Annotated in this window: 12 protein-coding genes; 6 read left to right on the top strand and 6 right to left on the bottom strand. The window is 65.2% G+C overall.

The window, feature by feature from the left end:
- Positions 1 to 8: 8 nt before the first annotated feature.
- The 4 genes from A3M7_RS0127245 to A3M7_RS0127230 all read right to left on the bottom strand — a co-directional run bounded on the left by A3M7_RS0127245 (position 9) and on the right by A3M7_RS0127230 (position 6,585).
- Entirely contained in the window at positions 9 to 3,152 is a 3,144-nt protein-coding gene (locus tag A3M7_RS0127245) for an efflux RND transporter permease subunit (RefSeq protein ID WP_027546763.1), read from the bottom strand.
- Complete coding sequence (locus A3M7_RS0127240; protein WP_027546762.1) at positions 3,152 to 4,081, bottom strand: efflux RND transporter periplasmic adaptor subunit; 930 nt, start codon at positions 4,079 to 4,081, stop codon at positions 3,152 to 3,154. The genes A3M7_RS0127245 and A3M7_RS0127240 overlap by 1 nt, the downstream gene beginning before the upstream one ends.
- A 158-nt stretch (positions 4,082 to 4,239) precedes the next feature.
- Positions 4,240 to 4,911, bottom strand: a complete 672-nt coding sequence (locus A3M7_RS0127235; RefSeq protein ID WP_027546761.1) for an OmpA family protein — start codon at positions 4,909 to 4,911, stop codon at positions 4,240 to 4,242.
- Positions 4,912 to 5,061: 150 nt separating this feature from the next.
- Positions 5,062 to 6,585: a caspase family protein gene (locus A3M7_RS0127230; protein ID WP_027546760.1), complete on the bottom strand. Its 1,524-nt coding sequence runs from the start codon at positions 6,583 to 6,585 to the stop codon at positions 5,062 to 5,064.
- 426 nt (positions 6,586 to 7,011) lie between these two features.
- Between A3M7_RS0127230 and A3M7_RS0127225 the strand changes: the two genes are divergently transcribed.
- On the top strand, positions 7,012 to 7,818 hold the full coding sequence (locus tag A3M7_RS0127225; protein ID WP_027546759.1) for an N-acyl homoserine lactonase family protein: 807 nt from the start codon (positions 7,012 to 7,014) through the stop codon (positions 7,816 to 7,818).
- 114 nt (positions 7,819 to 7,932) lie between these two features.
- Here A3M7_RS0127225 and A3M7_RS0127220 read toward each other — a convergent pair whose 3' ends face one another.
- Positions 7,933 to 8,475 carry a MarR family winged helix-turn-helix transcriptional regulator gene (locus A3M7_RS0127220; protein ID WP_027546758.1) on the bottom strand — a complete coding sequence of 181 codons (543 nt, stop codon included), beginning with the start codon at positions 8,473 to 8,475 and terminating at the stop codon, positions 7,933 to 7,935.
- A gap of 110 nt (positions 8,476 to 8,585) precedes the next feature.
- Here A3M7_RS0127220 and A3M7_RS0127215 point away from each other — a divergent pair, with 110 nt between their 5' ends.
- From A3M7_RS0127215 to fahA, 5 genes are all read left to right on the top strand, one after another.
- Positions 8,586 to 10,214, top strand: coding sequence for an FAD-dependent oxidoreductase (locus A3M7_RS0127215; RefSeq protein WP_027546757.1), 1,629 nt, complete (start codon positions 8,586 to 8,588; stop codon positions 10,212 to 10,214).
- Between the two features lie 22 nt (positions 10,215 to 10,236).
- Positions 10,237 to 10,470, top strand: a complete 234-nt coding sequence (locus tag A3M7_RS0127210; RefSeq protein ID WP_027546756.1) for a DUF2783 domain-containing protein — start codon at positions 10,237 to 10,239, stop codon at positions 10,468 to 10,470.
- Positions 10,471 to 10,494: 24 nt separating this feature from the next.
- Positions 10,495 to 11,451: an MBL fold metallo-hydrolase gene (locus tag A3M7_RS0127205; protein WP_027546755.1), complete on the top strand. Its 957-nt coding sequence runs from the start codon at positions 10,495 to 10,497 to the stop codon at positions 11,449 to 11,451.
- Between the two features lie 2 nt (positions 11,452 to 11,453).
- Positions 11,454 to 12,800 carry a homogentisate 1,2-dioxygenase gene (gene hmgA, locus A3M7_RS0127200; protein ID WP_027546754.1) on the top strand — a complete coding sequence of 449 codons (1,347 nt, stop codon included), beginning with the start codon at positions 11,454 to 11,456 and terminating at the stop codon, positions 12,798 to 12,800.
- A gap of 141 nt (positions 12,801 to 12,941) precedes the next feature.
- Entirely contained in the window at positions 12,942 to 14,213 is a 1,272-nt protein-coding gene (fahA, locus tag A3M7_RS0127195) for a fumarylacetoacetase (RefSeq protein ID WP_027546753.1), read from the top strand.
- A 126-nt stretch (positions 14,214 to 14,339) separates the two neighbouring features.
- Here fahA and A3M7_RS0127190 read toward each other — a convergent pair whose 3' ends face one another.
- Positions 14,340 to 14,651, bottom strand: a complete 312-nt coding sequence (locus A3M7_RS0127190; protein WP_027546752.1) for a DUF1272 domain-containing protein — start codon at positions 14,649 to 14,651, stop codon at positions 14,340 to 14,342.
- Between the last annotated feature and the right edge of the window lie 56 nt (positions 14,652 to 14,707).

Raw genomic sequence — 14,707 nt, 5'->3', positions numbered from 1 at the left:
CGCGAACCCTACTCCGCCGCAGGGTGCACGATGTTCTTCGGTGCCGGCTGTGCCGGCGAAGCTTCGTGATGACCGGGGACCTCCGTATCCTCGCTGTGCACGATCAGCCGGCTGCCGAAGCGCCAGATCAGGGCGCCGAGATCGTCCATCACCATGAACATCGCGGGCACGAACACCAGCGACAGGATGGTCGAGAAGATCAGGCCGCCGATCACCGCGAGCGCCATCGGCGAGCGGAATTCGCCGCCGGCGCCGACTGCGAGCGCGCTTGGCATCATGCCGGCGGCCATCGCGATCGTGGTCATCACGATCGGGCGGGCGCGCTTCATGCCGGCGTCGATCATCGCTTCGTCGCGTCGCTTGCCGTCGCGGATCGCCTCGATCGCGAATTCCACCAGCATGATCGCGTTCTTGGTGACGATGCCCATCAGCATCAGGATGCCGATCCACACAGGCGTGGTGAGCTGCTTGCCGGTGACGAGCAGGGCCGCGATGGCGCCGCCTATCGACAGCGGCAGCGAGAACAGGATGGTGATCGGCTGGAGGAAGGTGCCGAACAGCAGCACCAGCACGGCATAGACCATCATCAGGCCCGCGGTGATCGCGGTGGCGAAGCCGTCGGACAGCTCGTTCAGGCTTTCGGCGTCGCCGGAAGGCGAGACCTTCACGCCCTTCGGCAGGCTCTTCATCACCGGCAGCTCGTTGATCTTCTTGGTGGCATCGCCGAGCGCCGCGGAGCCGACGAGGTCGGCGGCAACGGTGGCCTGGCGGTCCCGGTCGTAGCGGTTGATGCTGGTCGGACCCTGGTCGAGCTTGACGTCGGCGATGACCGAGAGCGGCACGCCGCCCTTTTCGCCGCGCTCACCGAGCGGCACGCGCAACTGCTCGAGCGTCTTCAGATTGCCGCGCGCGGCGTCCTCGAGCTGCACCCGGATCGGCACCAGGCGGTCGCCGACGTCGAACTTGGCGAGCGCAGGGCCGACGTCGCCGATGGTGGCGACGCGGATGGTCTGCGACAGGCTTTCGGTGGAGACGCCGAGGCGCGCGGCGAGATCGGCGCGCGGCTCGATGCGCAGCTCGGGCCGCTCCAGCGTGGTTTCCGAGATCACGTTGGCGATGGTCGGGATCCGCTTCATCTGCGTCGCGAGCTCGCTGGCGACGTTGTTGACGATGTTGGCGTCGACGCCGGTCACGACCAGCGAGATCGCGCGCAGGCCGTTTTCGTCGAGGAACCAGAAGCGGATGTCGGGAATGTTCTCCAGCTCCTGGCTGATCGAGAATTCCAGCTCGCGCTGGGTGATGTCGCGATCGCCCTTGGGCGTGTAGTTGATGATCAGGGCGGCGCGCCGGACTTCCTGGGTGCCGGGTGGTACGCGCCCGCCGTCGACGAAGATGCTCTTCACCTCGGGCCGCTTGCGCAGCCGCGCGACGATGTCCTCGGTGACCTTTTCGGTGTAGGCGAGCTGGGTGCCCGGCGGCAGCTCGAGGGCAAGCAGCGAGCGCGCGCTGTCCTGCGCCGGCAGGAAGCCCTGCGGCAGCAGCGTGATGCTCCAGATCGAGGCGGCGAAGATGCCGAAGCCGATCAGCACCGTGATGAAATAGTGCTTCACCGACCACGCCACGATCCGGTGATAGGACCGGAGCACGCGGCCGGGCGGCGGCTCCTCGTGATGGCCGTGTTTGAGGAAGTAGGCGGCCAGCACCGGCGTGACGAAGCGCGCCGCGAGCAGCGAGAAGAACACCTGCACCGAGACGGTGATGCCGAACTGCTTGAAGAACTGTCCGGCGATGCCCGACATGAAGCTCGCGGGGGCGAAGATCGCGATGATGGTGAGCGAGATCGCGATCACGGCGAGGCCGATCTCGTCGGCGGCTTCCAGCGCGGCACGATAGGGCGATTTGCCCATGTTCATGTGCCGCACGATGTTCTCGATCTCGACGATGGCATCGTCGACGAGAATACCTGTCGACAGCGTGATGGCGAGGAAACTGACGAGGTTGAGCGAGAAGCCGAGGAGGTCCATCGCCCAGAATGCCGGGAAGATCGACAGCGGCAGCGAGATCGCGGCGATGATGGTGGCGCGCAGATCGCGCAGGAACAGCAGCACGATGACGACGGCGAGGATGGCGCCCTCGAACAGGGTCGAGATCGCCGCTTCGTAATTGCCGTTGGTGTATTCGACTGAGGTGTCGATCAGCTTGAGGTCGACGTCGGGATAGGCGGCCTTGAGCGCGTCGATGCGCTTCTGCACGGCGTCGGCGACCTTCACGTCGCTGGCGCCCTTGGAGCGCTTGATGCCGAGCGCGACCACCGGCTCGCCGTTGAAGCGGGCGAAGGTGCGGCGATCGGCGATGGTGTCGGTGACGGTGCCGAGATCGTCGAGCCGCACCTCGCCGCCGCCGAACAGCGGGACCATGGTGCCGGCGAGGTCGCTCAGCGTCTTGGCGCCGGCCAGGGTGCGGATCGCCTGGTCGTTCTTGCCGATCTCGGCGCGGCCGCCGGCGACGTCGACATTGGTGCCGCGCAGGCTCTGGCTGACATTGACGGCGGTCAGGCCCATCGCCTGCAGGCGGTCGGGATCGAGCGAGACCAGGATCTCGCGCTCGACACCGCCGATGCGCTCGACCTGGGCGACGCCGCGCACGCCCTGGAGCGCACGCTTGACCACGTCGTCGACGAAATAGGAGAGCTGCTCCGGCGTCTTGCCGGGCGAGATCGCGGCATAGGTGACGATCGGCAGGCCGATCACGTCGACGCGCTGGATCAGCGGCTCGGTGACATTCTGCGGCAGGTTGGAGCGCACGCGGGTCACCGCGTCCTTGACGTCGTTGAGCGCGCGGTCGGTGTTGGTCTCCAGTGCGAACTGGATGGTGGTCAGCGACAGGCCGTCGGTGATCGAGGAGGTGATGTGCCTGACGCCCTCGACGCCGGAGACCGCGTCTTCAATGGTCTTGGTGACCTGGGATTCGAGCTCGGCGGGCGCAGCACCGAACTGCGACACCGCGACCGAGATCACGGGAATGTCGGCCGAGGGCAGCCGCGTCACCGCGAGCTTGGCGAAGGAGGTCCAGCCGAGGATCAGGAGGATGATCGAAAAGACGACCGACGGCAGCGGATTCCGGATCGACCATGCCGAGATATTGAGAGCCATCAGCGTACCCGCGTGCGATCGAGTTCATCGGCGAACATGGTCTTGATCTGGTCGCCGTCATGCAGAGAAGAGCCGGCGTCGGCCACGACGATTTCGCCGACGTCGAGCCCTTCCAGGATTTCCGTCGCGGTGTCGGACGACAGCCCGACCCGCACCTTGCGCGTCTCGATCGTGTTGCCCTTGACGACCTGCACGGTGAGATGGTCGATCGCGGTCTTGGGCACCGCGACGCCGCAGCTTCGCTTGGCGTCGATCGAGGCGCGCGCGAACACGCCGACCTTCAGCGAGGGATTGTTGGTGACGCTGATGCGGACGCGGCCGAGCTGGGTGGTGCGGTCGATTTCGGGCGCAACCAGCCGCACCCGGCCGATCAAATCGGGCGCGTCGTCGCGGCTGATGCGCACGGTCGCGCCGGCGCTGAGCTTGGGCATGTGCACGGCCGGAACCTGGGCGTCGAGCTCGATCTCGTTGTTGACGGCGATGCGGAACATCGGGCCGGCCTGCGGCGAGGCGGGCGCGCCGACGATGGTGCGAACTTCCGTGACGAGGCCCGGCGCCGGCGCTTTCAGCGAGATCGGCCCTTGCGGGCCGGGCCGCTGCGGCTGGCCCGGGATCTGCGGCGGTGCCGTCAGGCGCGCCAGCTCCTGGTTGTCGGTGACCATGGTCCCTTCGGTGACGAAGAGATCGGTGACCCTGGAACCTTCCTGGTCGGCGACGACGACAGCCTCGCGGCGCGGCACGAAGAACCCGGTCACACGGACGAGGTCGGAGAAGCAGGCATTGGTCGACTTCGTCACGATGACGAGCGCCTCGCCCGGCGTTTCCTTGGCCTCGGGGCGACGCCGATGCTCGAACAGATAATAGCCGATGCCGAGCGCGACGATGAACGCCACAGTTCCGGCAGGCTTGAGATAGTCGGAGACGTTCATCGCCGGATTGTCCTGGCCTGGCTCACGGCCATCCGCACGAGGCCTGCTGAGAGCGTTTCCCTGAAACAAAGCGGCGTCCCGCAAGGCTGCGGGACGCGCTTTGGAAGCGAGACTTTACACCACATCACGAACGGTCATTTCAAAGAATTGCGTCGTGCTTACTTCGATGCGGTGGTCTTGTTTTCCATGTTGACGACCTGCACGCGGCGGTTGACCTCGGCCATCGGCTGGCTCGGGTCCTTCAGCTTGCTCTTGCCGTAGCCGACGGTGACGAGGTCGGTCGCGGAGATGCTGTACTTCTCGACCAGGTAGCGCTTGATCGCATCCGCGCGGCGCTCCGACAGGTCCTGGTTGTAGGCTTCGCCACCGGCGGCGTCGGTGTGGCCGGCGACCACGAAGGTCGATCCCTTGAGGTCGGGGCTGGTCAGCGCGCGACCGAGCGCCTGCACCGAAGCCAGCGACTTGGTGCTGATATTGGCGGAGTTGTAGTCGAAGGTGATCTCGAGATCGATGTTCGGCTTGTCCTTGGCGACCGATGCGATTTCCTCGCGCTCGGTCGACGACAGCGAGCGCGTCGAGCGGCCGCGCACGGACTGGATCAGCTTGGTCTCCGACGCGCTCGGCGCAGGGTCGGCCTGCGGCGCGATCGAGAGGCCGCGGGTCAGCGGCTTCTTCTGCGGCGGCGCCAGTGCGCGGACGATCTCGTCCTCGGTGACGTTCTTGCTGTTGCCGTCGTCGGCGGCGAATGCGGGCGAGGCCGGCAGCGACAGCGCGGCGCCAATGGCCATGATGGACAGGATTGCGGTAAGTCCCTTTGCAGCCAATCTCATTTGCCAGTCCCTCCTGCGCAGCTGACCTGCGTGGTTCCAAAATTCCTGCAATAGGCCCCCCGGGGAAAGGCCGCCTGCGGCATCCGTCCCTTTAGTCTGTTTTGGGCGGCCGAGGGTTCGAGGCGTCCGCCGCCTCAATTCAAAAAAATACTAGCGGACTCCGTAGCTTGCGAATTCCTGAACGATGTTCGGATCCATCGCCTTGGCATTGGCGATATCCAGCGCCCCTTCCTGGGCGGAGCCGTTACGCTGCTTGGCGAGGCCCCGTCCGTACAGCGAGGAGGTGAGGCGCGGATTGATCCTCAGGGCCGCATCGAAATCGGCGATGGCGTTCTTCACCGCCCCCGATTTCAGATTGACCAGCCCCCGGCTGTCCAGCGCATCGACGAAATTCGGTCGCAGCCGCAGCGCTTCGTTGCAATCCTTCAGCGCGGCCTGGAGATCGCCGACCACGGTGCGGGTCCAGCAGCGGTTGTTCAGCGCCTCGACGTCCTTCGAGTTGATCCGGAGCGTGTCGTCGAAATCCTTGATGGCGAGGTTGTAGGCGCCCTTGCTGGCATAGACCTGGCCGCGCCGGTACAGCGCGTTCACGTCATCAGGATTGGCCGCGATCTTGGCCGTCAGGCCCTTGATGGTGGGGTCCTCCGCCAGCGCGGCCGCGCTAGGCCCGGCGTCCGCATTCGGCGCAGGAGCGGGATCGGCCGGTTTCACCGGCGGTGGCGGCGGGGGCAGGGCGGCCTCGACCTGCGGCTTCGGTGATGGGGCCGGTACGGGCGCGGGAGCCGGTGCGGCTGCCGTGTCGGCCGGCTTCGGCGGCGGAGGCGGTGATGGCGGCGCAGGTGGTGCCGGCGGCGGGTTATTGGCGACGACGGGCGGCGGAGCGGGGGGCGCGGCCGGCGGCGTTGTCGGACGCGATCCGCCGGCTCCCGGAATGAACGAGAAATCTTCGGCCAATGAAGAGGATATCCACGGCACCTGCTCACCGCGCGAGGCGCGGGTGACGCCCATCTTGGTGCGGTTCAGCGTCTCCTCGGCCATCAGGTCGGGGACGCGGATTTCCTTCAGCAGTTCCTGGACGAACAGGCTGTGCTCGCCGCCGGCATCGGAGACCACCGAGGCCAGCGCCGCCGAATACATCACCAGCGTGCCGTTCGGCGCGATGACCGGGGTCAGGCCGGCCGAGAAGCTGCGGAACCGGCGCTCGAACGGGTTGCGCCTGGAGGCATCGACCAGCGCGATCTTGACGCCGGCGCCACGGGTGTTGAGCTCGCCGAGGACGGCTTCCAGGCTGAAACCGTCGCGGCGCACGTCGGATTCGGTCCAGATTTGCGCGTCGACCGGCAGCATGTAGCTCTGGCGCGCCGACTGGATGCCGAAACCGCTGAAGAATATCAGCGCCACCGAGCCCGGCTTGATCTTGCCGTAGAGCTTGTCGAAGGCGCGGCGCATGCCGTCACCGGTCAGGTTCTCGCCGATTTCGACCGAAAAGCCGTCGCGCTTGAGCTCGTCGGCGATGTCACGGGCATCGTTGAGCGGCTCCTTCAGCGGGGCGTCTGCATCCGGATATTTGGCGTTGCCGATGACCAGCGCATGTCGGTCGCCGGCCGCAAGCGACGGAGCGGTCGGCACGAGCGAAACGAGCAAGGGAAGAAGGAAAAGGAAGCGAATTTTCATAATCAGCGCGGTCCAGCCAAAAAGGCGCCGTTCCAGCTTGCGCCGCGGCGACCTTAACTTACGCAATGTGCATTATCAAACCGCGGAGAGGGGGCGTCAACCGCTTGGAGATTCGGCATTATCGCGACGATTGACCGCAACGCGTGGGTGCGCTGCGCGGGGAATGAACCGGCCATCATGGTTGGGCTCGACGCGATCTGGTTGGGCATTGCAGCGGCCATGTCAGGACCCCCATGATTATTGGGGAGCCATGTTAGGGAAGTCATGTTTACGGGAGTCTTGGCGCCGAAAATGTGATTGGTCTCACACTGGAGCGGGCCTCCACGCATCACGCGAGGCGTTTGACCTTTCCGGCGGACAATGGCTTGGTGCGCTCGTACCTCCCCGACGGTCCACTCACAAAAAAGCAAAACCAAAAGCAGAGCCATGGGAAACGCCTACGAAATCTACGCACTGCGCTATGCAACGATGTCGCCGCGCACCCTCAACATGAACTTCCTGGCGCCGGATCCGCATGACAGTGCGGCGCAGGACCTCGACTATTTCGTCTGGCTGATCCGCGGCGGCGGGCGCGACATCCTGGTCGACACCGGCTTCAATGCCGAGGAGGCGAGTGCGCGGGCGCGCAAGCTGACGCTCAATCCGGTCGACGCGCTGGAGCGCTTCGGTGTCGCGGCGTCGAGTATTCGCGACATCATCGTGACGCATCTGCATTACGACCACGCCGGCAATCTCGACCGCTTCCCGAACGCGCGCTTCCATCTCCAGGAGCGCGAGATGGCCTACGCGACCGGCCGCTGCATGTGTAACGGACTGCTGCGACATCCGTTCTCGGTCGAACACGTCACGCAGATGGTGCGCCATGTCTATGGCGAGCGCGTTGCGTTCTATTCAGGTGACGGCGAGGTCGCGCCCGGCGTCACCGTGCACCGGGTCGGCGGCCATTCCGACGGCTTGCAGGTGGTCAAGGTCGAGACCGCGCGCGGGCCGGTGGTGCTGGCCTCCGACGCCGCGCATTACTACGCCAATCTCCAGCGCCGCAGCCCGTTCCCGATCGTCTACAATGTCGGTGACATGGCGGTTGGCTGGGAGACGATCGAGCGTCTCGCCGGCCATCCCGACAGATTCATTCCCGGCCACGATCCGATCGTGACGGAGATCTATCCGCGTGCCAGCGACAAGGTCGACGTCTGGGCGCTGCACCTGCCGCCGTCAAAGTCGTTTGCGAAATAGGAGCAGTCATTCCGGGGCGCGCGTAGCGCGAACCCGGAATCCATTTATCGACGTAACCGGTGGCGCGATGGATTCCGGGTTCGCGCTGCGCGCGCCCCGAAATGACAACAGCGGCTAATACGCCTGCTTCGCGTCGGCCTCTTCGCTGGTCTGGATCAGGTCGAGGCTCTGCTCGATCTTGCCGAGCAGCGCCGAGAGCTGCTTGCGCTCCTGCGCCGAGAGGCAGGCGAGGATCTCGTCCTCCCGCCGCAGCAATTGCGGGAACAGTTCTTCGTAGAGTGCGCGGCCTTTCTTCGTCAGTTGCAGGCGGAATTCGCGGCGGTCGGCTTCGTTCTCGACCCGCTCGATCAGCCCCTCGTGCAACAGCATGGTCACCGCGCGGCTGATGGTGGATTTGTGCGTGCGAGTGCATTGCGAGATGTATTGCGCGCTACAGGCATCGTTGCGGAAGCCGAGCGTCGCGATCACGCGCCAGGCGGGAATATCGAGGCCGTGACGCTCCTGATACTCGACCGCGAGCGCGGAACTCACCTCCGCCGCAAGCCGGTTGAGGCGGAATGGCACGAACTTGAACAGGTCGAGCCGTGTTTTTGGCCGCGGCGACGCCTCGCCCGCCTCTTGTCTCTTCAGCGCCGCATCGCTGGATGTCCTCGCCAAGGCTTGCGCTCCGAATTCCAGTTGACGGCCGGCCGGCTCCGGTCCAAAATAGTTGCACGTGAGACTATCTAGCAGATCAGTCGTCTTCTGACCAGAGCCGAGGTTGATGTATGGCGCCGGCCAATACGCATCAGGCCAAAACCCAGTTCGGCTATCGCCGTCATCCCGATCAGGACCGCCCCGGGCCAAGCCCCGCGGAGCATCCGGTCGTGATCGTCGGCGCGGGCCCGGTCGGGCTGTCGCTGGCGATTGATCTCGCCCAGCGCGGCCAGCGCGTCGTCCTGCTGGATGATGCCGACCGCATCGGCGAAGGTTCGCGCGCGATCTGCTTCTCGAAACGCTCGCTGGAATATTGGGACCGGCTCGGCGTCGGCGACCGCATGGTCGAGAAGGGCGTGGTGTGGAGCGTCGGCCGCATTTTCCACGGCGAATCCCAGCTCTACCAGTTCAACCTGCTGCCGGAAGACGGTCACAAGCGGCCGGCCTTCATCAATCTGCAGCAATATTATGCCGAGGCCTATCTGGTCGATCGCATCAGCGATTTGCCTGAGGTCGACCTGCGCTGGCGCAACAAGGTGACGGCGCTCGAGCAGCGCAACGATTCCGTCGCGCTGACGATCGAGACGCCGGAGGGCGCCTACCGCCTCTACGCGCAATATGTCGTCGCCTGCGACGGCGCGCGGTCGTCGCTCCGGCAGATGGTTGGCGCCGAGTTCGCCGGCCAGGTATTCGAGGACCAGTTCCTGATCGCCGACGTCAAGATGACGGCGGAATTCCCGACCGAGCGCTGGTTCTGGTTCGATCCGCCGTTTCATGCCGGCCGCTCGGCGCTGCTGCACCGGCAGCCTGACGACGTCTGGCGCATCGACCTTCAGCTCAATCGCTACGCCGATCCCGTTGTCGAGAAGAAGCCGGAAAACGTGCGGCCGCGGATTGCGCGCATGCTGGGCCACGACAAGTTCGAGTTCGAGTGGATCTCGCTCTATAAATTCCAGTGCCGGCGGATGGACCGCTTCATCCATGGCCGCGTGATCTTTGCCGGCGACTCCGCACATCAGGTCTCGCCCTTCGGTGCGCGTGGCGCGAACTCGGGTCTGGAGGACGCGGAGAATCTGTCCTGGAAGCTCGATCGTGTGCTGCGCGGCAAATCGCCCGCCAGCCTGCTCGACAGCTACCATGTCGAGCGCAGCCTGGCGGCCGACGAGAACATCCGCGAATCCACCCGCTCGACCGATTTCATGGCGCCGAACTCGCATCAGGAGGCGCGGCTGCGCAAGGCGGTGCTGTCGCTGGCCAAGGAAACGGAGTTCGGCAAGCGCATGGTCAATGGCGGCCGGCTCTCGGTGCCGTGCAGATATGATACGTCGCTGTCGTCGCCCGATGCTGATGCGTGGCGCGGCGGACCGTCGCCCGGTTGTTCCATGTTCGATGCGCCCGTCTCGTCGCGTGCGGGCGAGCAGGCCTATCTGACGGACGCCTTCCGCAAGGGTGGAACGGACTTCACCTTGCTGTCGTTCAGCAATGGCGCGCAGGTCGGCGCGCCCGAAGGCGTGAAGGATATCCGCATCGGCGGCGAGGGCGGACTTGCCGATCCCGCGGGCCTCGTCGCAAAGCGCTACGACGCCGAGGCGGGTGCTGCCTATCTGCTCAGGCCCGATGGCTACGTTGCCGCGCGCTTCCGTCATCCGACGCATGAGGCGATTTCGGCTGCGTTATCGCGGGCCCAAGGGTTGAATTGAAAGGCGTGAATTGAGGTTTGGTATGCCGCTTTCCACCAGTTCCAACTTCGCGCGGCCTGACGATGCCTTTCGCGCCATCGTCGAAGCGCATCGCGGCTTCACCGACGAGCAGAGTGCCGATTTCGACGCGGCGCTGGTGCTGATCCTCGCCAACCATATCGGTGACATCGACGTGCTGCGGGAGGCGATCGGGCTCGCGAAGCGCCGCATGATCGACGGCCAGCAGCAGCAACAACAGCAACAGCAACAACAATAACCCAAAGACCTGAGGATGAATTTGATGGCGAAGAACTTCGCATCCACCGGCGATCTCGCCGAGAAGAAGATCACCTTCTCGGAGATCGGCACCGATCTCTATGCCTTCACCGCGGAGGGCGATCCGAACACGGCCGTGATCGTCGGTGACGACGGCTGCCTGGTGTTCGACGCGCAGGCAACGCCGGCGATGGCGGGCAAGGTCATCGAGCGGGTCCGCGCCGTCACCGACAAGCCGATCAAATATGTCGTGCTGTCGCACTATCACGCCGTGCGCGTGCTGGGGGCCTCCGCCTACAAGGCGCAAGGCATCGTTGCCTCGCAGGAGACCTATCGCCTCATCGAGGAACGCGGCAAGCAGGACTGGGATTCCGAATATGGCCGCTTCCCGCGCCTGTTCCAGGATGCGCAGAGCATTCCCGGCCTGACCTGGCCGACGCTGACCTTCGAGGGCGAGATGTCGATCTATCTCGGCAAGCGCGAGGTTCGCCTGATGCAGTTAGGGGCCGGCCATACCTCGGGCGACATCGTCGCCTGGGTGCCGGATGCGGAGGTGATGTTCTCCGGCGACCTCATCGAATATCACTCGGCCTGCTATTGCGGCGACGCGCATTTGCGCGAATGGCCGTTGACGCTGAACGAGATCCGCAACTTCAATCCCAAGGCGATCGCGCCGGGCCGCGGTGACGCGCTGAAGGGGACCGCCACCGTGCGCGAAGCCATCGCGATGACGCGCGACTTCGTCACCTCGCTCTATGGCGCAGCCGAAATCTCGGTCGCCAGGGGGCGCAGCTTAAAGGAATCCATGGCCGCGACGCGCGAGGTGATGGATCCGAAATTCCACAGCTTCGCCATCTACGAGCACTGCCTGCCGTTCAACGTGTCGCGCGCCTATGACGAAGCGTCGGGGATCGACGATCCCGTGATCTGGACCGACAAGCGCGACCAGGAGATGTGGGCCGCCCTGCAAGGAGGAGGATAGTCATGAACATCAATACCTCGCCCGATCAGATCATCCGCAGCTCGGCCCAGGTCACGCCGGGCTACATGTCCGGCTTTGGCAACAGTTTTGAGACCGAGGCGCTGCCGGGCGCGCTGCCGATCGGGCGCAACTCACCGCAGCGCTGCGCCTACGGGCTCTATGCCGAGCAGCTCTCGGGCTCGCCCTTCACCGCGCCGCGCGGCACCAATGAGCGCTCCTGGCTCTATCGCATCCGCCCCTCGGTGAAGCACTCCGGCCGTTTCGAGAAGGCCGACGCCGGCCTGTGGCGCTCGGCGCCCTGCCACGAGAACGATTTGCCGATCGCGCAGCTGCGCTGGGACCCGGCGCCGATCCCGAAGGAGGACATGACCTTCCTTCAGGGCGTGCAGACCATGACGACCGCCGGTGACGTCAACACGCAGGCCGGCATGGCCGCGCATGTCTACCTCATCACCAAGTCGATGGTGGACCAGCATTTCTACAATGCCGACGGCGAGCTGATGTTCGTGCTTCAGCAGGGCAACCTGCGCCTCGTCACCGAGTTCGGCCGCATCGACGCCGAGCCCGGCGAGATCGTGGTGATCCCGCGCGGTGTCAAATTCCGCGTCGAGATTCCGAACGGGCCGGCGCGCGGCTATCTCTGCGAGAATTACGGCGGCGCCTTCACGCTGCCGGAGCGCGGCCCGATCGGCGCCAATTGCCTCGCCAATGCGCGCGACTTCCTCACCCCGGTCGCGCATTACGAGGACAAGGACACGCCGACCGAGCTCTACGTGAAATGGGGCGGCGCGCTGTTCAAGACGCAGCTCGCCCATTCGCCGATCGACGTGGTCGCCTGGCACGGCAATTACGCGCCGTACAAATACGATCTGCGCACCTTCTCTCCCGTCGGCGCGATCGGCTTCGACCATCCCGATCCCTCGATCTTCACGGTGCTCACCTCGCCGTCGGAGACCGCGGGCACCGCGAACATCGATTTCGTGATCTTCCCGGAGCGCTGGATGGTCGCCGACAACACCTTCCGGCCGCCCTGGTACCACATGAACATCATGAGCGAGTTCATGGGCCTGATCTACGGCGTCTACGATGCCAAGCCGCAAGGCTTCGTCCCCGGCGGCATGAGCCTGCACAATTGCATGCTGCCGCACGGCCCCGACCGCGACGCGTTCGAGCATGCCAGCAATGGCGAATTGAAGCCGGTGAAGCTGACCGGCACCATGGCCTTCATGTTCGAGACCCGCTACCCACAGCGCGTCACCGCACATGCCGCGAATTCGTCGACGCTTCAGGACGATTACGCGGATTGCTGGAAGGGCCTGGAGAAGCGGTTCGATCCGAATAAGGCGTAGTGACTTCGTCATTCCGGGATGCGCCGAAGGCGCAGGCCCGGAATCCATACTCACGATCGTGGTTATGGATTCCGGGCTCGCGCTCCGCGCGCCCCGGAATGACGGCGGAGAAACCGTCTCAAAACATCCGGCAGGAAACCAATGCCCCACCCCAACGACCCCAGCCTCCGCTCCTTCATCGACGTCGATCCCGCCTCCGACTTCCCGATCCAGAACCTGCCCTATGGCGTGTTCTCGACCGACGCCAACCCGACGCCGCGGGTCGGCGTCGCGATCGGCCATTACGTGCTCGATCTCTGGGAGATCGAGCAGGACTCGCGTCTCGATGTCGGCGCGCTCGGCGTGTTCTCGGGCGCGTCGCTCAATCCGTTCATGGCGCTGGGGCCGAAGGTCTGGGCGAAGACGCGGGCGCGGATCAGCGAGCTCTTGCGCGCGGATCATCCGGAGCTGCGCGACAATGAGGAGCTGCGCAAGCAGGCCTTGGTGCCGATGCGCGATGCCAGACTGCACATGCCGTTCGCGGTCTCCGGCTACACCGATTTCTATTCGTCCAGGGAGCACGCCACCAATGTCGGCGTGATGTTCCGCGGCAAGGAAAATGCGCTCCAGCCGAACTGGCTGCATATGCCGATCGCCTATAACGGCCGCGCGTCCACCGTCGTGGTCTCCGGCACCAGCGTGAAGCGCCCGCGCGGGCAGTTGAAGCCGCCGAATGTCGACGTGCCGAGCTTCGGGCCATGCAAGCGGCTCGATTTCGAGCTGGAGATGGGTGTCGTGGTCGGCCAGCCGTCGCCGATGGGCGGCATGCTCACCGAACAGCAGGCCGAAGAGATGATCTTCGGCTTCGTGCTGCTCAACGACTGGAGCGCGCGCGACATCCAGCAATGGGAATACGTGCCGCTCGGTCCGTTCCTGGCAAAAGCGTTTGCGACCTCGATCAGCCCGTGGGTGGTGACGCGCGAGGCGCTGGAGCCGTTCCGGCTGAAGGGGCCGGAGCAGGAGCCGGTGCCGCTCGATTATCTCAGGCAGGCCAAGCCGCAGAATTACAGCATCGAGCTCGATGTCTCGTTGCGGCCCGGCGGCGCGAACGCGCCAACGGGCATCAGCCGCACCAATTTCAAATACATGTACTGGTCGTCGGTGCAGCAGCTCATGCATCACGCCTCCTCAGGCTGCGCCATGAATGTCGGCGATCTCCTCGGCAGCGGCACCATCTCCGGCCCGGAGAAGAACCAGCGCGGCAGCCTGCTCGAGATCAGCTGGAACGGCACCGAGCCGGTCGAATTGCCCGGCGGCATCAAGCGCTCGTTCCTGGAGGACGGCGACAGCCTCGTCATGCGCGGCTGGTGCCAGGGCAACGGCTACCGGGTCGGGTTCGGGGAGGTCGAGGGGACGATCCTGGCGGCGGAGTGAACTGTCGCGCACTCCGGTGTCGTAGGGTGGGTTAGTCTTGTAGGGTGGGCAAAGCGAAGCGTGCCCACCATCGCTCGGCGTTTTGGTGGGCACGGCGCAAGAGCGCCTTTGCCCACCCTACGAGACCTATCGCCTCTCCGGCGGCACGTCGCGTATCCGCGCGCAATGCGCCGCGACATCCTCCGCGCTGTACTTCAAATGCACCCGCTTGTCCGACGGCACGTGCTTCGTCACACATACGCCCGGCCGCCATTCCTGCGTCGGCCTGATCGGGCGCGGGGCAAAGCCGCCGCCGCAGTTCGGGCAGACGTTGGAGAGCTTGGTCTCGACGCAGTCCGCACAGAACGTGCATTCATAGGAGCAGATCCGCGCATCCGTTGCATCGGGCGGCAGGTCGCGGTCGCAATATTCGCAGTTCGGTCGAAGCTGGAGGGCCATGGTCGAATCTCCGGATCGGCTGGATCATCGCAGACGGTGCCTTACGCGCGAATGCC

Origin of the sequence: Bradyrhizobium sp. WSM2254 (assembly GCF_000472645.1) — a bacterium.
In the GTDB taxonomy this organism is placed as follows: domain Bacteria; phylum Pseudomonadota; class Alphaproteobacteria; order Rhizobiales; family Xanthobacteraceae; genus Bradyrhizobium; species Bradyrhizobium niftali.
The sequence above is the reverse complement of the archived record's forward strand: the minus strand, read 5'-3'. Positions and strand labels throughout refer to the sequence as shown.

Bases quoted from the DNA above. Each gene is read 5' to 3' on its own strand.
- A3M7_RS0127205 (WP_027546755.1), top strand. From the start codon at position 10,495: ATGGCGAAGAACTTCGCATCCACCGGCGATCTCGCCGAGAAGAAGATC.
- A3M7_RS0127190 (WP_027546752.1), bottom strand. From the start codon at position 14,651: ATGGCCCTCCAGCTTCGACCGAACTGCGAATATTGCGACCGCGACCTG.
- A3M7_RS0127240 (WP_027546762.1), bottom strand. From the start codon at position 4,081: ATGAACGTCTCCGACTATCTCAAGCCTGCCGGAACTGTGGCGTTCATC.
- A3M7_RS0127215 (WP_027546757.1), top strand. From the start codon at position 8,586: ATGGCGCCGGCCAATACGCATCAGGCCAAAACCCAGTTCGGCTATCGC.
- A3M7_RS0127225 (WP_027546759.1), top strand. From the start codon at position 7,012: ATGGGAAACGCCTACGAAATCTACGCACTGCGCTATGCAACGATGTCG.
- A3M7_RS0127230 (WP_027546760.1), bottom strand. From the start codon at position 6,585: ATGAAAATTCGCTTCCTTTTCCTTCTTCCCTTGCTCGTTTCGCTCGTG.
- hmgA (WP_027546754.1), top strand. From the start codon at position 11,454: ATGAACATCAATACCTCGCCCGATCAGATCATCCGCAGCTCGGCCCAG.
- A3M7_RS0127235 (WP_027546761.1), bottom strand. From the start codon at position 4,911: ATGAGATTGGCTGCAAAGGGACTTACCGCAATCCTGTCCATCATGGCC.
- fahA (WP_027546753.1), top strand. From the start codon at position 12,942: ATGCCCCACCCCAACGACCCCAGCCTCCGCTCCTTCATCGACGTCGAT.
- A3M7_RS0127210 (WP_027546756.1), top strand. From the start codon at position 10,237: ATGCCGCTTTCCACCAGTTCCAACTTCGCGCGGCCTGACGATGCCTTT.
- A3M7_RS0127245 (WP_027546763.1), bottom strand. From the start codon at position 3,152: ATGGCTCTCAATATCTCGGCATGGTCGATCCGGAATCCGCTGCCGTCG.